This is a genomic window from Streptomyces cyaneus, from assembly GCF_004028635.1.
Lineage (GTDB): Bacteria > Actinomycetota > Actinomycetes > Streptomycetales > Streptomycetaceae > Streptomyces > Streptomyces cyaneus.
In genome coordinates, this window is sequence record NZ_RQJW01000003.1 from 663,911 (window position 1) to 680,608 (window position 16,698).

Annotated in this window: 18 protein-coding genes and 1 pseudogene; 7 read left to right on the forward strand and 12 right to left on the reverse strand. The window is 69.8% G+C overall.

The features are described 5' to 3' along the window. Position 1 precedes the first annotated feature (1 nt). Entirely contained in the window at positions 2-439 is a 438-nt protein-coding gene (locus EHO50_RS11950; RefSeq protein ID WP_128429878.1) for a MarR family winged helix-turn-helix transcriptional regulator, read from the forward strand. 113 nt (positions 440-552) lie between these two features. Here EHO50_RS11950 and EHO50_RS11955 read toward each other — a convergent pair whose 3' ends face one another. Together EHO50_RS11955 and EHO50_RS11960 are read right to left on the reverse strand one after the other, a co-directional pair. After that, positions 553-1,356: an SDR family NAD(P)-dependent oxidoreductase gene (locus EHO50_RS11955; protein WP_128429879.1), complete on the reverse strand. Its 804-nt coding sequence runs from the start codon at positions 1,354-1,356 to the stop codon at positions 553-555. Beyond that, positions 1,353-2,360, reverse strand: a complete 1,008-nt coding sequence (locus EHO50_RS11960; protein ID WP_181449600.1) for an NADP-dependent oxidoreductase — start codon at positions 2,358-2,360, stop codon at positions 1,353-1,355. Before EHO50_RS11960 ends, EHO50_RS11955 begins: the two co-directional genes overlap by 4 nt. Before the next feature lie 234 nt (positions 2,361-2,594). Here EHO50_RS11960 and EHO50_RS11965 point away from each other — a divergent pair, with 234 nt between their 5' ends. Both EHO50_RS11965 and EHO50_RS11970 read left to right on the forward strand, forming a co-directional pair. Beyond that, entirely contained in the window at positions 2,595-3,161 is a 567-nt protein-coding gene (locus EHO50_RS11965; RefSeq protein WP_128429880.1) for a DUF485 domain-containing protein, read from the forward strand. Further along, positions 3,158-4,774, forward strand: a complete 1,617-nt coding sequence (locus EHO50_RS11970) for a sodium/solute symporter (protein ID WP_128429881.1) — start codon at positions 3,158-3,160, stop codon at positions 4,772-4,774. Before EHO50_RS11965 ends, EHO50_RS11970 begins: the two co-directional genes overlap by 4 nt. 57 nt (positions 4,775-4,831) lie before the next feature. On the opposite strand, the gene EHO50_RS11975 is transcribed toward EHO50_RS11970, so the two are convergent. The 3 genes from EHO50_RS11975 to EHO50_RS11985 all read right to left on the reverse strand — a co-directional run bounded on the left by EHO50_RS11975 (position 4,832) and on the right by EHO50_RS11985 (position 8,189). Then, the gene (locus EHO50_RS11975; RefSeq protein ID WP_181449601.1) at positions 4,832-7,252 is read right to left on the reverse strand and encodes a SpoIIE family protein phosphatase; all 2,421 of its coding nucleotides are present in this window, start codon (positions 7,250-7,252) and stop codon (positions 4,832-4,834) included. 173 nt (positions 7,253-7,425) lie between these two features. After that, positions 7,426-7,599: a hypothetical protein gene (locus EHO50_RS11980; protein WP_220096432.1), complete on the reverse strand. Its 174-nt coding sequence runs from the start codon at positions 7,597-7,599 to the stop codon at positions 7,426-7,428. Next, positions 7,596-8,189 (reverse strand): ABC transporter ATP-binding protein, encoded by a 594-nt coding sequence (locus EHO50_RS11985; protein WP_220096433.1) that lies wholly within the window; start codon positions 8,187-8,189, stop codon positions 7,596-7,598. The genes EHO50_RS11980 and EHO50_RS11985 overlap by 4 nt, the downstream gene beginning before the upstream one ends. Between EHO50_RS11985 and EHO50_RS46010 the strand changes: the two are divergent. The 4 genes and pseudogenes from EHO50_RS46010 to EHO50_RS12000 all read left to right on the forward strand — a co-directional run. Then, a pseudogene (locus EHO50_RS46010) lies at positions 8,127-8,390 on the forward strand (PucR family transcriptional regulator); the annotation flags it as partial. The gene EHO50_RS11985 and the pseudogene EHO50_RS46010 overlap by 63 nt on opposite strands. A gap of 80 nt (positions 8,391-8,470) precedes the next feature. Continuing rightward, complete coding sequence (locus EHO50_RS11990) at positions 8,471-8,803, forward strand: helix-turn-helix domain-containing protein (protein WP_164904819.1); 333 nt, start codon at positions 8,471-8,473, stop codon at positions 8,801-8,803. Continuing rightward, on the forward strand, positions 8,800-9,468 hold the full coding sequence (locus EHO50_RS11995; RefSeq protein WP_220096435.1) for a TetR/AcrR family transcriptional regulator: 669 nt from the start codon (positions 8,800-8,802) through the stop codon (positions 9,466-9,468). The genes EHO50_RS11990 and EHO50_RS11995 overlap by 4 nt, the downstream gene beginning before the upstream one ends. A 27-nt stretch (positions 9,469-9,495) precedes the next feature. Then, positions 9,496-10,143, forward strand: coding sequence for a dihydrofolate reductase family protein (locus EHO50_RS12000; protein WP_128429884.1), 648 nt, complete (start codon positions 9,496-9,498; stop codon positions 10,141-10,143). On the opposite strand, the gene EHO50_RS12005 is transcribed toward EHO50_RS12000, so the two are convergent. The 7 genes from EHO50_RS12005 to EHO50_RS12035 all read right to left on the reverse strand — a co-directional run bounded on the left by EHO50_RS12005 (position 10,124) and on the right by EHO50_RS12035 (position 16,540). Further along, positions 10,124-10,897, reverse strand: a complete 774-nt coding sequence (locus EHO50_RS12005; protein ID WP_128429885.1) for an SDR family oxidoreductase — start codon at positions 10,895-10,897, stop codon at positions 10,124-10,126. The two genes, EHO50_RS12000 and EHO50_RS12005, sit on opposite strands and share 20 nt — an antisense overlap. Before the next feature lies 1 nt (position 10,898). After that, a complete protein-coding gene (locus EHO50_RS12010) occupies positions 10,899-12,122 on the reverse strand; it encodes an acyl-CoA dehydrogenase family protein (RefSeq protein ID WP_128429886.1) in 1,224 nt (407 codons plus the stop codon). Then, the gene (locus EHO50_RS12015; RefSeq protein ID WP_128429887.1) at positions 12,109-12,933 is read right to left on the reverse strand and encodes an enoyl-CoA hydratase-related protein; all 825 of its coding nucleotides are present in this window, start codon (positions 12,931-12,933) and stop codon (positions 12,109-12,111) included. Before EHO50_RS12015 ends, EHO50_RS12010 begins: the two co-directional genes overlap by 14 nt. After that, complete coding sequence (locus EHO50_RS12020; RefSeq protein ID WP_128429888.1) at positions 12,930-13,748, reverse strand: SDR family oxidoreductase; 819 nt, start codon at positions 13,746-13,748, stop codon at positions 12,930-12,932. The genes EHO50_RS12015 and EHO50_RS12020 overlap by 4 nt, the downstream gene beginning before the upstream one ends. Before the next feature lie 198 nt (positions 13,749-13,946). Next, positions 13,947-14,639: a TetR/AcrR family transcriptional regulator gene (locus tag EHO50_RS12025; RefSeq protein ID WP_128429889.1), complete on the reverse strand. Its 693-nt coding sequence runs from the start codon at positions 14,637-14,639 to the stop codon at positions 13,947-13,949. A gap of 75 nt (positions 14,640-14,714) precedes the next feature. Next, a complete protein-coding gene (locus tag EHO50_RS12030) occupies positions 14,715-15,341 on the reverse strand; it encodes an HAD family hydrolase (RefSeq protein WP_128429890.1) in 627 nt (208 codons plus the stop codon). Next, the gene (locus tag EHO50_RS12035; protein ID WP_128429891.1) at positions 15,341-16,540 is read right to left on the reverse strand and encodes an acetyl-CoA C-acyltransferase; all 1,200 of its coding nucleotides are present in this window, start codon (positions 16,538-16,540) and stop codon (positions 15,341-15,343) included. The genes EHO50_RS12030 and EHO50_RS12035 overlap by 1 nt, the downstream gene beginning before the upstream one ends. Between the last annotated feature and the right edge of the window lie 158 nt (positions 16,541-16,698).

Below are 16,698 nucleotides of genomic sequence, written 5' to 3' on the forward strand. Positions count from 1 at the left end.
CATGACAGCACCTTCCCGCGTCGACACCGCCCGGCTCATGGAGCTGCTCTCGGTATCCCTGGCCGCCTACTACGGCGACTTCACGGTCGCCGCCGCGAGCGAGAACCTCACGGCCAGCCAGGGCAAGACACTGAACGTGCTGCGCCGGGGCCCCGCCTCCATGAGCGTGCTGGCCACCACGCTGACCTGCGACGCCTCCAACATGACCGGGATCATTGACCGGCTGGAGAAGCGCGGCTTGGTGCGCCGCGAGCCCAGCCCCTCGGATCGGCGCGTCAAGAACGTCCTGCTCACCGAGGAGGGCGAGCGGGTCATCGACGTGATCCGCGGGAAGATGCACAACACGCTGGCCGGCCTGAGCAGGCTCAGCGAGCAGGAGCAGGACACCCTGTACGGGCTGCTGGAGCGCGCCTTCACCGCGCAGCCCGCTGCTGCCTGACCCTCAGGTCACTTCCGGCACGGAGGGCCGGCCGTACGCCCCGATCCGCAGGGCGCCCCGATCCACAGGGCGCGTCGCGACCTACGGGCGTACGGGCCGGCCCCCTCCCCTTCTCAGGCGCCGACAGGCTTGCCCGGACCGGGGACGGTACGGAAACGGAACGGCTCCGGGTCGCGGCCGGGCTGGATGAACCAGCACTCCCCCGTGCCGTCGCCGGTGACGATCCGCAGCACCGTGTCCGCCACGACCTGAGCCGGGATGACGGGCAGTCCCTGCGCGGAGAGCATGTCGCGCAGCGGATCGATGATCCGCGACTCCGCGAAGCCGGGGCAGACGGCATTGAAGCGCACGTTCTCCGGCGCAAGAGCCGGTCCGAGGGAGCGGGCGAGTCCTACGACCGCGTGCTTGTTGGCGGCGTACAGGGGATCGAGCGGTACGGCGGCCAGGCCCGCCAGCGACGCGGTCGCCACGATCGCCCCTCCCCCGCGGGCCCGCAGCGCCGGCAGCACCGCATGGGTGCCGAAGACCACGCCGTCGAGGTTGGCTCCCATCGCGCGGCGGTAGCGTGCCAGGTCGAAGTCCTCGCCGAGGCCGCATCCGGTCGCCACTCCGGCGTTGAGCAGCGCGATGTCGACGCCGCCGCACTGCTCCTGAGTGAAGTCCACCAGCGCGCGGTTGGCGTCGGGGTCGGAGACGTCACAGGCGCGGAAATGGCCGCCGACCAGGTCGGCCACCTCGCGGCCGCCCCGCGCGTCGAGGTCCGCGACGACCACGCGCGCCCCAGCCCCCGCCAGCGTCAGCGCCGTGGCCCGGCCCAGTCCACTGGCACCGCCGGTGACGATCGCCACCTTGCCCTGGAGCGCAGCGCCGTCCACCTGTCCCGGCCGGGCGGCGGCGTGGCTCTCGGCGGCGCTCATGCCAGCTCCAGGACGAGCTTGCCGACGTTCTCCCCGCGGAAGAGCATCCCCAACGTCTCGGGGAAGTCGTCCACGCTCCCCCTCACCACATGCTCCTTGACCTTGATGCGGCCGGCACCGATCCAGGCGGAGATCTCCTGGGCTGCCGCCGCGTAGCGCTTGGCGTAGTCGAAGACGACGAAGCCCTCCATGCGGGCGCGGCGCACCAGCAGCGAGAGGTAGTTGGACGGGCCCTTGACCGGTGTGGCGTTGTTGTACTGGCTGATCGCACCGCAGACCACGACCCGCGCATGCATCGCCAACCGCGTCAGGGCCGCGTCGAGGATGTCCCCTCCGACGTTGTCGAAGTAGACGTCGATGCCGTCGGGGGCCTCGCGGCGCAGCGCCTTCCTGACGTCCTCCGCGCGGTAGTCGATCGCCGCGTCGAATCCCAGTTCGTCGATGAGCATGGCGCACTTCTCCGGCCCTCCGGCGATGCCCACGACCCGGCAGCCCTTGGCCTTGGCGATCTGGCCGGCGATGGTGCCGACCGCCCCGGCCGCACCCGACACCACGACGGTCTCGCCGTCCTTCAGTGCCCCGACGTCCAGCAGGCCGAAGTAGGCGGTCATGCCGGGCATGCCCAGCGCCCCGAGGTAGGTCGAGGGCGGGGCGAGAGAGGTGTCGATCTTCAGGGCCCCCTTGCCGTCGGAGACCACGTACTCCTGGACGCCGAACGTGCCGACCACGTGATCGCCCGGCTGGAAGTCGGGGTGGTTCGATGCGGTGACCTCGATGACCGATCCGGCGCGCATCACCTCGCCGATGCCCACCGGCGGCAGGTAGGAGGGACGGTCGTCCAGCCAGCCCCGCATCGCCGGGTCCAGGGAGATGACCCGCGTCCGGCCCGCGAATCGGCCCGGCCCGGGTTCGTCGACGGGCCCTGCAAAGTGCTCCCAGTCATCGGGCTTGACCTCGCCCACAGGGCGGGCTGCCAGACGGATCTGGCGGTTGGTCGCAGACATCGCGCCTCCTGTCGTTCACGGCTTCGCGACAGGGTACCGACCAGTAGGTATGTCGAGGTGTGCGACGTTCACCACACCCCCGCCCCGGGGGGCAACCGCCTCGACCCCGAAACGTGATCGCCTGCAGACTTACAGCCATTCCAACCAGTCGGTATGGTACGCCGCCTGGAGCGTTCCTCCTCGTTCGCCTCCACGAATCCGAGCCCTATCCGAGCCGCAGTGGAAGGCCAGGAGATGACATACGCCGACGACAACCAGTACCCACCCTCAGGACCCACGGGATGGCTGCCGCCCCGGACCGAGCCGCGGTCGTACGGACACCACGCCCCCGGATACGGCCGGTATGGGCAAGCCGCTTGGGGCGAGCCGTACGGGCAAGCTGCTTGGGACGAGCCGTACGGGCAAGCTGCTTGGGACGAGCCGTACGGGCAAGCCGCTTGGGACGAGCCGTACGGGCAAGCCGCCTGGGACGAGCCGTACCGGCCCGAGACCCACGGGCGCGCTGAAGACCTCGCCGCACTGCGCTCGGCCTACCGTCTGCTCCGCCGCGTCTCCACGCTCACCGCGCTCGGCTCCTTCGTGGTGTACGTCGTGCTGTCCTGCTATGCGCCCGGCCTGATGGGGGCCGAGATCGCCGGTGAGCTGAGCCTGGGAATGGCCCTGGGGATCCTCCAGCTCGTCGTCACTTTCGCGGCGGTCTTCTGGTACGGACGCAGCGCACAGCGCTCGGTGGATCCGTTGGCCCACGCCGTCCGAGACCGAGCGGTCCCCACCGGCCGGAACGCGGGGATGGCGAGATGAACGACTTCAGCTCCGGGACGCAGGCCGTCGTCCTCGTCCTGTTCACCACGCTGGTCACCGTCACGCTGCTGATGTGCGTGATGGCGGGACCGGACCGCGACGACCTGACGAACTTCTACACCGGCTACCGCTCGCTCACCCCGCTCAAGAACGGCCTGGCGATCGCGGGCGACTACATCTCGGCGGCCACGGTGCTGAGCACCACCGGCATCATCGCGCTCGCCGGATACGACGGCTATGTCCTCGCGGTCAGCACGGCCCTGTCCCTGGTGCTGCTGATGTTCCTGCTGGCCGAACCCCTGCGCAACGCGGGCAAGTTCACCATGGGCGACGTCCTGGCCCGCAACATGCCCGGACGTGCCGTACGCGTCGCGGCCTGCGTGGTGACGCTTACGGCGACCTTGCCCTTCCTGGTCGTCCAGCTCTCCGGGGCCGGGTCGCTACTCACCTTCATCCTGGACATCCCGCACGGGGCGGGTGCCAGGACGGCATGCATCGTCATCGTCGGCAGCTTGATGATCATTTACGCGGCGCTCGGCGGCATGCGGGGCACCGCACTCATCCAGATGATCAAGATCGTGCTCCTGCTCGGCACCAGCCTCGTCGTCGCCGCTCTGGTGCTGAACCGCTTCGACTGGAGCCCCGGAGACGTCCTCAGGGCGGCTCAGCAGGGCAGCGGCGCGGGCCCCGCCTTCCTCCAGCAGGGCCTGCAGCTGGGCACCTCGGGCGTGGACCGGCTGGACTTCGTCAGTCTCCAGATCACCGTGGTCCTCGGCGTGGCCTGCCTGCCGCACATCACGATGCGCCTGTATTCCGCGCAGGACGTGCCGGCCGTGCGCCGCTCCATGTCGTGGGCGGTGGGCACGGTCACCACGTTCTGCCTGCTTGTGATCATCATGGGTACGGGCGCGGCAGCACTGGTGGGATCGCAGTACATCACCGCGGCCGATCCGCACGGCAGGACGTCGGTGCTCATGCTGTCGCAGGTGCTCGGCGGAGCCCCCAACTCCGCAGGCATGACCATTCTCTACTCGGCCGTGGCGGGCATGGTGTTCATCACCCTGCTGTCGTCGGTCGCAGGGATGACCCTGGCCGCGGCGTCGTCCCTCGCCCACGACCTGTTCGCCCATGCGGCGCGGCGGGGACAGGCCAAGCCGCAGACGGAGATGACGGTGGCGGCGTGGACAAGCGTGGCTGTCGGTTGCGTTGCCATCTGCCTCTCCACCCTGGTCCAGAACTGGGACGTCGGCGTGCTGACCACCCTGGCCGTCTGCACAGGGGCATCGGCGGTGGCACCCGCGCTCACCTACTCACTGTTCTGGCGGGGGTTCACGCGCACCGGCCTGCTCGCCACCCTCTACGGCGGCGCGGCCTGCGCGTTGCTGCTCATGGTGTTCTCCAAGGCCGTTTCGGGCACGCCCTCCGCGGTCTTCCCCAACGCCGACTTCGCGCTGTTCCCCATGCAGTCCACCGGGCTGGTCTCCATCCCGTTCGGCTACCTGGCGGGGTGGCTGGGCAGCCGTCTGGACCACCTGCGCCGCCCCTCCGAAAGCCACGAGAACCGTCGGCTGTACGAGGAGAGCGAGGCCCGGCTGCTCGCGGCAGCCAAGTGACGGCGTCGACGGAAGGCGCCCCACCCCACGCCGGAACCCCGGCACGGCCTGAGACGGTCAAGCCGGGGTGCCGGTGAGTGGTTGTTCGGTCCACACGGTCTTGCCCTCGCGGCTGTAGCGGGTACCCCAGCGTTCGGCCATCTGGGCCACCAGGAACAGGCCGCGCCCGCCCTCGTCGGTGGTGCGGGCGCGGCGCAGGTGGGGTGAGGTGTGGCTGGTGTCGCTGACCTCGCACACCAGAGTCCGTTCCCGGATCAGCCGCAGGGTCGCTGGGCCGCCGGCGTACCGATAGACGTTGGTGACCAGTTCGCTGGCGATCAACTCGGTGGTGAACGCCAGGTGCTCCAGACCCCATTCGGTCAGTTTCGCCGAGGTCAGCGCCCGGGCGCGGGCTGCGCTGGCGGGCTCCAGCGCCAGCTGCCAGGAGGCCACATCCTCCGGTGGCAGCATGCGCGTCCGGGCGATCAGCAGTGCGACGTCGTCGCTGGGGCGCGACGGCACGAGCGAGTCGACGACCGCTTGGCATGTTCGTTCCAGGGCGTCCGCCGGGCGGGTGAGTGCCGCACACAGCTTGGCCAGCCCGATGTCGGCATCGATGTGGCGTTCGCAGATGAGTCCGTTGGTGTACAGGCACAGCAGGCTTCCCTCGGCCAGTTCCATCTCCCGGGCCTCGAAGGGCAGGCCGCCCAGGCCGAGTGGTGGGCCGGCGGGCAGGTCGAGTGGAGCCACCTGTCCGTCCGGCGCGGTGACCACCGGCGGCGGATGGCCGGCGCGGGCCATGGAGCACCGCCGGGAGACCGGGTCGTACACGGCGTACAGGCAGGTGGCGCCGACGACCTGCTCACCCACGGGCCGCTCGCCGGCTGCTTCCTGCTCGGCCGCCAGCAGGAGGACCAGGTCGTCCAGGCGGGAGAGGACCTCGTCCGCTTCCAGGTCGAGGCTGGCGAGCGTATGCACCGCGGTACGCAGTCGGCCCATGGTGGCGGCGGCGTGGATGCCGCGTCCCACTACGTCGCCGACAACGAGGGCGACCCGCGCCCCTGAGAGCGGAATCACGTCGAACCAGTCGCCGCCCAGGCCCGGGGCCGCGCTGGCCGGCAGGTACCGCAGGGCCACCTCGACGGCCGACTGGTCCGGGACCCCCCGGGGCAGAAGGCTGCTCTGCAAAGTGAACGCGGTCTGCTGCTGCTGGGTGAAGCGCCGGGCGTTGTCGATGGCGACGGCGGCACGCGAGGCGAGTTCCTGGGCGAGGGTGAGATCGTCCGCCTCGAAGGGTTCGGGGCGGCGCGAACGCCACAAGGTCATCACGCCGAGCACCATGCCGCGTGCGGCAATGGGTACGACGATCAGTGAATGGACGCCCGGGTCCGGAGCGTGGGCTCCCTGATGGCCTTCCGTCGAGAGCCGGTCGGGCGGGAGCACCGGTTCCAGGACGGGCCGCCCTTCGGACAGGCACCTGGCCTGGGGTGAGTCGGGCGCGAACTCCACCGGCGCGCCATGGGGGTGGGGCGGGCCGGGTTGCTGGGCACCGACGCTGCTGGCCCCCAGCCGTACGACGGGCCCCGCCAGGGCCGGTGCCAGTTCCTCGCCGCGCGTCACCGGCTGGAGCAGGTCGACCGACGCGTGGTCGGCGAGGTGGGGCACCATCACCTCGGCGAGCTCCCGGGCGGTCTCCGCCACGTCGAGGGTGGTTCCGATACGGCTGCCGGCCTGGTCGAGGAGCGCGAGCCGGCGCTGGGCCCGATGACGGTCGGTGATGTCCTCGATCATCTCGGCCACACCCAAGATGCGGCCGGCGGGATCCTCCATCCGGAAGGACGAGACGAGGGCGACCCGTTCCCGTCCCGGATCCTGCTGCAGGCGGACGAACTGCTCGGAGTAGACGAGCGGTCTCCCGGTCTCCATCACCTGGCGCACCCGGTCCACGGCCTTGCGTGCGTCGGCGGGGATGAGCATCTGCCCGCTGGGCATCCCCTCGAAGAGCGCCGCCGGGACGCCGCTGAAGCGTTCGATGGCCCGGTTGACCTTGAGAAGCCTCAGGTCGGTGCCGTGCACGACCAGGCCGATCGGGCACTGGCGGTACAACCCGTCGAGAACCGCGCGGTCCCTCTGCCACTCCAGGACGTCCGCCGCGAGTGCCCCGGCCAGAAGCCACTCACGGACCTGGCCGTCGCGTGAGAACGCATGGGCCCTGAGCCCCATCTCCACGAGCCGTCCGTCGCGGTGCCGCACCTTCAGCACTCCGAACCAGCCGCCGGCTCTCCTGCACTTCGCCGCGGCCTCCTTGGCAGCCGGCAGCTCGCGAGGGCCGACAAGGACCTCGAAGGCCCGACGACCGATCACGGCCGTGTCCGGATACCCGAGCAGTTCCTGCGCCCGCCGGTTCCATCCGACCACGACTCCCTGGTCGTCGAGCGCCGCCAGGGCGACGAGATGCAGGGCAAACGGATCGTCGTGGCTTTCGCTGAACTCCGTCATCCGCTTCTCCACCGCTGTGCCGGGACAGTGGCTCGGCATTCCCCAAGGAACGCTGACCTGCTGATGCCATCTAAGTCCATTGAAACCCGGAGCGGGCCAGGGCCTCGACCGTCGCACGGCACGGCGTGGCGGACACGTTCGACGCCCATGGGCTGTCGCACGGTGCCGCCGGCTCACTTGGCCAGCGGGCCGAACTCCTCGCGGGTGTCCACCGGCTTGCCGAACAGCTGCCACCGCTCGCCCTTGAACCGCATCAGCTGCATCGTCTCGAGCGGGAAGGCGTCGTCGTGGCCCGTGGACAGGGTGACCCCGGGCAGCAGCAGGCCCACCTTCACGACGGCGCTCACCGGGCCTTCCGGGAGTGGACCGAGACGCCGAGGTACACCTCGGCGACCTGCCCGTCCTCCCGTATCTGCTGAGCCGGTCCGGACAGCACCAGGCGGCCGGCCTCCAGTACGTGCGCCCGGTGCGCGACGTCCAGCGCGAGCTGGGCGTTCTGCTCGACGACGATCACGGTGGTGCGTTCCTCCTCGTTGACGGCACGGACGATCTCGAACAGCTCGCGCGTGACCAGCGGGGCGAGACCCAGGGACGGCTCGTCCAGGAGCAGCAGCGAGGGCCGCAGCATCCGTGCCCTGCCGATGGGGAGCATCTGCTGCTCACCGCCGCTGAGGCTGCCGGCGGCCTGACGCGAGCGCTGGCGCAGTTTGGGGAAGTGGCCGTAGATCCGTTCCAGGTCGGCCGCCACGGCCGCGCGCTCGGCACGGCCGCGCCATCGGCGACCGGTGCGCAGGTGGGCGCCGATGCGCAGGTTCTCCTCGGCGGTCAGCTCGTTGAAGGTCAGGCGTACGGCATCGGGCCGCGCTCGCCGATGATGGCGGTCGTGGCGGTGTGCGTCGGCGGCACCCGCACCGGGGACCTCACGTCGGCCGAGCACGGGTATGCCACCAGCGCGTCGATCAGCGTCGCCGGGCCCTGGGCCGGCAGGACCCTGGTCGTGGTGCGCCACGAAGAGGTGGTGGCCGTGCCCGTGGTGCGGGCCGGCATGAACGCGGACGACATATGCGCCCACTTCGAGGCCGTGCAGCGGCGACTCGCACGGGACGGAACCATGCTGTCCATGGGCATCAGCACCGTCGCCCGGGGAGCGTGCGAACTGCCGGGCGCGTACGAGGAGGCGCGGGCCGCCCTCGACCTGGTGCCCAGCGGGGGCGGGGTGTGGCGGCGCTGCCGCGGCTGTCCCCGTTCGACTACCTGGCGCTGCGCGACCTCGCCCGCCAGCTGGTCGATCCCCGGGTGCGGGCGCTGCTGGAGGAGGACCGCAGGCGCGGCGACACGCTGGCCGCCACCATACGGGCCTTCGCGGAGGCCGACCTCAATCTGCGGCTGGCCGCCGACCGGCTGCGGGTGCACCACAACACGGCGCACTACCGGTTGCGCCGGATCGAGGAACGCACCGGCCGCAATCCGCGCCGGATCGCCGACCTCCTGGAACTACTGGTCGCCCTCGCCATCCGCGACGGCGCCGGGGAAGGTGAGGATTGCCCGTGAGCGGCATCGTGGAGTCCGCCGGGACCGACGCGACACGTCAACTGCCCGACGGGCAGGGGGACATGGGCCTGCCGGAGGAGCACGCGGAACAGAGCCGAACGGTCCGGCGTACGCTGCTGGACGCGGCGCTGGACGTGTTCACCGAGCGCGGCTACACCGACGCCGGCCTTACCGAGATCGCGGCGCGCTCCGGCATCCCGGTGGGCACCCTCTTCCAGCACTACGGCGGAAAACGAGGGCTCTACCTCGCCCTGTGGGAGGAGTTCCGGGAGGAGCAGGAGCGCCGGACCGCGGCCACGCTGGCCGACGAGCGCGGCCGTGGTGTGGACGACCCGATCGCTCTGTTCGTGGCGGGAACCAGGGCATATCTGGAGGGTGTCTGGGACAATCGCAGGCTCGGCATGCTCCTCGTCGAGGACGACGGCCCCGCGGGCTTCGACGCGCTGCGCCGCCAGTGGGATCGCGCCTGGGTACGGCGCAACGCCCGCCTACTGGAGGTGGACGAGCGGCGACGCGCCGGCCGGGTCCGGGTGAGCGTACTGACCACCGTCATCGGAGGGGCGGCACGCGAGCTGGGCGATTGCCAGGATGAGACGGAGGCCAGGGAGATAGTGGACGAGGTGTGCGGCATCCTCATCCATCTGTCGGCACCGCCCGGCCCGTGACCAGCAGAAGAAGAGGAGTCGCCAGCCATGTCCCTCGCCCGCGTCCACAACTTCTCCATCTCGCTCGACGGCTTCGGCACCGGTGAGGGCCTGAGCCGTGAAGAGCCGTTCGGCCACGCCGGGGAAAGGCTGCACGAGTGGATGTTCGCCACCCGGTGGTGGCACGAGATGACCGGCGGGTCCGGCGGGTCCGGCGGCCTCGACGACGCCTTCGCGCGGCAGTTCGCGCCCGGGATCGGCGCCGAGATCATGGGTGCCGGGAAGTTCGGCTATCCCGGGTGGCACGACGACAAGGAGTGGAAGGGGTGGTGGGGGCCCAACCCGCCCTTCCATACCCCGACCTTCGTCCTCACGCGCCATACACGCCCGTCGATCGAGATGGAGGGCGGCACGACGTTCCACTTCCTCGACACTTCGCCCGCCGAGGCGCTGGAGAGGGCCCGCCAGGCCGCGGGCGGCCAGGACGTACGCATCGGCGGGGGCCCCACCGTGATCCGCGACTTCCTCGCCGCCGGGCTCATCGACCATCTGCACGTCGTGGTGACCCCGGTCCTGCTCGGCCGGGGCGTACGCCTCTGGGACGGACTGGAGAGCCTGGAGCAGGACTACCAGGTCGAGGCCACCTCCTCGCCCAGCGGAGTCACGCATGTGACGTTCACCCGTTCGGGCCTCTGAACGGGACGGCGTCGCCGAGGAGTTGGCCGCCGTCGATCACCATCGTCTCGCCGGTGATCCAGCTCGCCGCGTCCGAGACGAGAAAGGCGACCGCCGACGCGATGTCGGCAGGCTCCCCGATGCGCCCGAGTGCCGTCGAGGCGGAAACGGCCTGCTCGTGCTCCTTCCACAGGGCCTCGGCCAGCTTGGTGCGCACCACACCCGGTGCCACCGCGTTGACGCGGACCTTCGGCGAGAGTTCCAGGGCCAGTTGCTTGGTGAGGTGGATCAGTGCGGCCTTCGAGGCGTTGTACAGACCGATGTTCGCCTCGAAGGCCATGCCGCCGACCGACGCGGTGTTGACGACCGCGCCGCCGTGCTCGCCCATCCAGGCCCGGGTGGCGAGTCCCGTCCACAGGACAGGAGCCCACAGGTTCACGTCAAAGGTCTTGGCGAACCGGCCGTGGTCCTGGTCGATGACCGGCCCGAAGGCCGGGTTGGTCCCGGCGTTGTTGACGAGGATGTCCAGGCTGCCGAACCGTTCGAGCGTCAGCTCGACACAGCGCCGGGCCGCCTCCTCGTCGACCGCGTGCGCACCGACGCCGACCGCGGTGCCGCCGACCTGGGCCGCCGCGGCGTCCGCGGCTTCCTGGGACCGGGAGGTGAGGACGACGTGTGCGCCGGCGGTGGCGAGGGCCTGGGCGATCGCCAGGCCGATACCGCGTGAGGCACCCGTGACGACGGCTGTGCGGCCGGTGAGATCGAGTCCTGCCATCTCAGCTCACCACTGCCGCGTCGCGGTACTGGCGCAGTTCCTGCTTGGCGATGGCCCGCTTGTGGACCTCGTCGGGGCCGTCAGCCAGCCTCAACGTCCGCAGATGCGCGTACATCATGGCCAAGGGGAAGTCGTCGGTCACGCCCGCTCCCCCGTGCACCTGAATCGCGCGGTCGATGATCTTCAGCGCGATGTCCGGTGCGGCCACCTTGATGGCCGCGATCTCGGTGCGCGCTTCCTTGTTGCCGACGGTGTCCATCAGGTACGCGGCCTTGAGTGTGAGCAGGCGGATCATCTCGATGTCGATCCGCGCTTCCGCGATCCAGTCCTGGATGTTTGACCGGTCGGCAACCGGAGCACCGAAGGTCACCCGTTCCTGCGCGCGCCGGCACATCAGCTCCAGCGCCCGCTCGGCCGCGCCGATGGCCCGCATGCAGTGGTGGATACGACCGGGCCCGAGCCGGGCCTGGCTGATCGCGAAGCCCTCGCCCTCACCCTTGAGGACGTCCTTGGCCGGCACCCGTACGTCGGTGAAGTCGATCTCGGCGTGTCCCTCACGGTCCTGGTAGCCGAACACCGGCAGGTTGCGCATCACCGTGATCCCGGGGGCGTCGATCGGAACGACCATCATCGACTGCTGCCGGTGCACGGCAGCGGTGGGGTCGGTCTTCCCCATCACGATGAGCACTTTGCAGTTCTTGTGCATCGCGTTCGAGGCGAACCACTTACGGCCGTTGAGCACGTACTCGTCGCCGTCCCGCACCATCCGCAACTCGATGTTGGTGGCGTCGGAACTGGCGACACGCGGCTCGGTCATCGCGAAGGCCGAGGCCATCGTCCCGTCGAGCAGCGGCCCCAGGTACTTCTCCTTGTGCTCGTCGCTGCCGAACAGCGTGAGCACCTCCATGTTGCCGGTGTCGGGAGCGTTGCAGTTGCACGCTTCGGACGCGATGTGGCTGCGCCCCATGATCTCCGCCAGCGGCGCGTACTCGAGGTTCGTCAGGCCCGGCCCCCACTCCGGGTGCGGGTGGAAGAGGTTCCACAGCCCGCGCCGCCGCGCCTCCGCCTTGAGCTCCTCGATGACCGGCGGCTGGAAGTGCGGGTCACCCGACGCGCGCATCTGCTCGTGGTACACCGCCTCGGCGGGGTAGATGTGCGAGTCCATGAACTCCAGCAGATCCGCCTGGTACTTCTTGGCGCGATCCGACGTCTCAAACAGGGACATCTGTACTCCTGACGGGGGGTAGGGAAGGAAAACTCGGTGGGCGCTTTTCGAGATGGCTGGCCACGCCCTCGACGACATCGGCCCCACGGAAGGCCTGGAGCATGAGGCTCTGCGCGCGGGTCACGGAGTCGGCGTAGGTGCCGTCCGCGTCGTGGTGCAGTTGGCTCTTGATGGTGGCCATGGAAGCCGGTGAGCAGCGCGTCGCCAGATCGGTGGCGTACTCGACAGCGGCATCGATCACGCTGCGTGTGGGGGCCAGGTGGTCGAGGAGTCCGATTCGCAGTGCCTCCTCGGCGTCCACCATGCGACTCGACAGCAGCAGGTCCGTGGCCCGGCTGTGCCCCACCAGCCGGGGCAACAGCCAGGAGATCCCGTACTCGGCGATCAGCCCGCGTTGCGCGAACGCTGTCGTGAACCGGGCCGAGGGGGAGCCGAAGCGGATGTCGCAGTAGAGCGCCTCCACCATGCCCAGGCCCGCCGCCACCCCGTTGATCGCGCCGATCAGCGGCTTGCGCAGGGTCAGCGGCACGTCGCGCGGCCGACTCCGTGCCCTGTCCGCCGCGGAGACCTCGTCGATCTCACCGACGGACTGCAGGAGTTGGAGGTCGGCACCGGCGCAGAATCCGCGCCCCGCGCCGGTGACCACGACGGCACGTACGTCCGGGTCGTTCTCGGCTGTGTCGAGGAGGGCGAAGTAGCGGTCTTCGAGTTCGTCGGTCCAAGCGTTCAGCTTGGCGGGCCTGTTGAAGGTCAGCACGAGCACCGGCCCGCGGTGTTCGGCGAGGACGAGTTCGCCGTTCGCGCCGGTCATTCCTGCTCCAGCAGGGAGCTCTGGTAGCGGCGCATCCCGCGCAGCCACCGGTCGTAGTCCGCGCCCTTCTGCCGGTACATGTCCAGCACCTCTTCGTGCGGCAGGATCAGGAAGCGCTCGTCCGCGATCGCGGCGAGGACGGCGTCGGCGACATCGGCCGGCTCCAGGACGTCGCCCGCGGCCACGACGGCCTGCGTCGCCGCTCGCCCCAGCGTGTCCTCGGAGTCCTTCCCGGCGGACAGCATCGGGGTGTTCACCCCCATCGGGCACAGACAGCTGACCCGGACCCCGCGCTCGCCGTACGTGACACTCAGCCATTCCGCGAAGGCGACGGCCGCGTGCTTGGTGACGGCGTAGGTGGCGGAGCCGATCTGTGTGAGCAGCCCGGCGGCCGAGGCGGTGCTGACGAAGTAGCCCTCCCCGCGCTCGAGCCACCGCGGCAGCAGCAGTCTCGCCGCACGGATGTGGGCTCGCAGGTTGACGTCGATCGAGAGGTCCCAGTCCTGCTCGCTCGCGTCGAGGCCGAGCGCACCCGCGATGCCCGCGTTGGCGAAGTAGAGATCGACCGGCCCGAACGTGCTCTCCGCCAGGGCGATCAGCTGCTCGATCTGGGCGGTGTCCGACACGTCCGCGCCGACGCTGACGGTGCTTCCCGGATGGTCGGCGTTGACCGACTCCGACACCGCCCGTGCGCTGTCCCCGTCCAGGTCCGCGACGACGACCCGGGCACCCTCACGAGCGAGCCGCGCGACCAGCGCGCTGCCGATACCGCCACCACCACCGGTGACGATGGCGACCCTTTGTGCAACGTTCACAGCGAACCCTCTCCTGGATGGCGGGACCGTGCTCCGTCCCCGAATGTATAGTTGAATCCGACGTCAAGTTCAACAGTTGGGCGCACGACACCCCCGGAGAAGGCCGCATGGCCCACTGAATCAGGGGACGCGCAAAGAGAGAAACAACCGGCTGTACGGCCGTGAGCGGCGGGCTTCGCCCCGGCTCAGGCTGCCGGATCAGCGATGGTCAGGGAACCGCAGGGCGTTCGCCCAGAGTCGGGTGACCGTGGACACGAGCTCCTCGAAGTCCACCGGCGCGCCTTCATCTTGCCGTTCGCCGAGCACGAAGGCGTTGTAGGCCATGACACTGACCATGCCCGACAGCGCACGGGAGGCCATCATCGGATCGACCTCACGGTCTGCGACACCCCGCGCCTGCAGGTCGGCGATGCCGCGGGCATTGCGGCGGATGAACGCGTCGGCGCGCCGACTCCGGAACGTACGGAACTCCGGCTCCACCTGCGCGACCTGCTCGAGCAGGGCCATCAGCTTCGCGTTCCGCTTGTACGCCTCGAGATACGCGCGATTGCTCGCCTCGAGTACCGCATAGGGATCGTCGGCGCCCTCCACCCGGGCCATGCCGGGGTGCAACATGTCCTCCTGCGCCTCCAGGAGGACGGCGGCCAGCACCTCTTCCTTGTTGGCGAAGTAGGTGTAGAACGATCCCGCCGCGCACTGCGCCTCTTTGGTGATGTCGGTCAGGCGGGTGTCGAGGTAGCCGTCCCGTTCGAACACCTTCCGCGCGGCCTTCACCAGAGCGGCCCGTGTCCGCGCTCCGCGCTTTGTCGTGGGGGGCTCGCGAAGGTGCGAGAGGGGCGCCATGGGGGGCGCCTTCTCGCCGTCGATCTCCTCGGCCGCGGTGGTGTCCATCGCGGAAACTGTACTTGAACCCGACGCCATGGTCACAAAACTGCCTCTGCCGAAGAAGGGATGTTTCTCGATCGGTCAGGCGCCGATCCCGAAGCGTTCGGCGAGTTGGCGGCGGGTGTCGGCGGCGCTGGTGTGGAGTACGCCGCCGATGCCGATCCGTGCCGCCCCGTCGAGGTTCTGCTGCAGATCGTCGATCATGACTGCTTCCTCGGGGCCGACGCAGAGACGTTCACATGCGATCGCGTAGATCCGTCGGGAGGGTTTGCGGATCCCGACCACGGCGGAGATGACGACCACGTCGGCGAGGGCGGCCAGATCGACACCGTCGTAGGTGCCGGTACCGAACGAATTGGACACCAGCGCGACGGGATGCCCGGCGGCTCGAAGCTCGCCGAGCAGCGCGAGCATGTCCTGGTCGATCGACATGCCCGCTTGCATCCGGGCCGTGAGCCCCGCGGCCGGTACGTCGGCGCCGTGGACGCGGAGACGTTCGGCGAATCCGCGCTCGAAGGCTTCGGCGTCGATACGGCCGCACTCGTGGTCGGCCAGCAGGGTGCGTGACGGCTGGTCCCGGCTGAGGAGGTCCAACGGCAGGCGCGGGTCGCCGCCGAGTGAGGCGCCGAAGTCGGTGAACGCCTGCAGCACACTGGAGGTGATGACGCCGCCGAAGTCCACCAGAACCGCAGTTCGGCCCTTTCCCATCAGGCGACCTCGAACAGTCCGGCCGCGCCCATTCCGCCGCCGACACACATCGAGATCACCACGTACCGGGCACCGCGGCGCTTGCCTTCGATGAGGGCATGCCCCACCAGCCGGGCACCGGTCATCCCGTACGGATGGCCGACCGAGATCGCGCCGCCATTGACGTTGAACCGCTCGGGGTCGATGTGCAGTTCGTCGCGGCAGTACAACGCCTGGGATGCGAACGCCTCGTTCAGCTCCCACAGGCCGATGTCGTCGATGGTGAGGTTGTGCTGCTTCAGCAGCTTCGGAATGGCGAACACCGGCCCGATGCCCATCTCGTCCGGGCCGCAGCCGGCGACCGCCATGCCCCGGTAGACGCCCAGCGGTTCCAGTCCGCGGCGCTCGGCTTCCCTCGACTCCATCAACACCGACGCCGAAGCCCCGTCCGACAACTGCGAGGAGTTGCCCGCCGTCACGCTGGAACGCGCGCTCACCTGACCGTCGGGCAGCACCGGCGCCAACCCGGCCAGCCCTTCGAGCGTCGTCGACGCACGGTTGCCCTCGTCCTGGCCCAGGGTGACCTTCTCGTCCCGCACCTCCCCGGACTGCTTGTCGAGCACCTTCTTGACGCTGCCGAGGGCGACGATCTCCTGGTCGAACCGGCCGGCCTCCTGCGCCGCGGCGGTGCGCTGCTGTGACAGCAGCGCGAACTCGTCCTGGCGTTCCCGGCTCACGCCGTAGCGCTCGGCGACGATCTCCGCCGTCTGCAGCATCGGCAGGTAGATGCTCGGCTTGTGCTCGACCAGCCAGGGATCCGTCATCCGGTGGGTGTTCATGTGCTCGTTCTGCACCAGGGAGATCGACTCGACGCCGCCGCCCACGGCGATCTGCATACCGTCGGCGACGATCTGCTTGGCGGCCGTCGCGATGGCCATCAGGCCCGACGAGCACTGCCGGTCGACCGTCATCCCCGACACGGTGTCCGGAAGTCCGGCACGAAGAGCGGCCTGACGCGCGACGTTGAAACCGGCTGACCCCTGCTGCACGGCGCAGCCGAAGACCACGTCCTCGACCTCGCCTCCCTCGATCCCGGCACGCTGTACGGCGTGGGACAGGGCATGGGCGGCAAGTTCCTGCGCCTGAGTGTCGTTGAACGCGCCGCGGTACGCCTTTCCGATCGGCGTCCGTGCCGTCGAAACGATGACTGCTTCCCTCATGTCGCCTCACTGTCTCTGGTGGTCCCACGCCACGTTATAGTTGAACCCGGCGTCAAGTTCAATACCGAGCCATCTTCCGGCCGCCGGGAAGCAGGCGCATCCGTGGCCTTGACAGTCCACCTCTCCGCCTGAAGGCTACCGACCAGTTGGTATGAAGG

Excerpts from the sequence above, each read along its gene's own strand:
- EHO50_RS11950 (WP_128429878.1), top strand. The coding sequence starts at position 2 with ATGACAGCACCTTCCCGCGTCGACACCGCCCGGCTCATGGAGCTGCTC.
- EHO50_RS11955 (WP_128429879.1), bottom strand. The coding sequence starts at position 1,356 with ATGAGCGCCGCCGAGAGCCACGCCGCCGCCCGGCCGGGACAGGTGGAC.
- EHO50_RS11960 (WP_181449600.1), bottom strand. The coding sequence starts at position 2,360 with ATGTCTGCGACCAACCGCCAGATCCGTCTGGCAGCCCGCCCTGTGGGC.
- EHO50_RS11965 (WP_128429880.1), top strand. The coding sequence starts at position 2,595 with ATGACATACGCCGACGACAACCAGTACCCACCCTCAGGACCCACGGGA.
- EHO50_RS11970 (WP_128429881.1), top strand. The coding sequence starts at position 3,158 with ATGAACGACTTCAGCTCCGGGACGCAGGCCGTCGTCCTCGTCCTGTTC.
- EHO50_RS11975 (WP_181449601.1), bottom strand. The coding sequence starts at position 7,252 with ATGACGGAGTTCAGCGAAAGCCACGACGATCCGTTTGCCCTGCATCTC.
- EHO50_RS12000 (WP_128429884.1), top strand. The coding sequence starts at position 9,496 with ATGTCCCTCGCCCGCGTCCACAACTTCTCCATCTCGCTCGACGGCTTC.
- EHO50_RS12005 (WP_128429885.1), bottom strand. The coding sequence starts at position 10,897 with ATGGCAGGACTCGATCTCACCGGCCGCACAGCCGTCGTCACGGGTGCC.
- EHO50_RS12010 (WP_128429886.1), bottom strand. The coding sequence starts at position 12,122 with ATGTCCCTGTTTGAGACGTCGGATCGCGCCAAGAAGTACCAGGCGGAT.
- EHO50_RS12015 (WP_128429887.1), bottom strand. The coding sequence starts at position 12,933 with ATGACCGGCGCGAACGGCGAACTCGTCCTCGCCGAACACCGCGGGCCG.
- EHO50_RS12025 (WP_128429889.1), bottom strand. The coding sequence starts at position 14,639 with ATGGACACCACCGCGGCCGAGGAGATCGACGGCGAGAAGGCGCCCCCC.
- EHO50_RS12030 (WP_128429890.1), bottom strand. The coding sequence starts at position 15,341 with ATGGGAAAGGGCCGAACTGCGGTTCTGGTGGACTTCGGCGGCGTCATC.
- EHO50_RS12035 (WP_128429891.1), bottom strand. The coding sequence starts at position 16,540 with ATGAGGGAAGCAGTCATCGTTTCGACGGCACGGACGCCGATCGGAAAG.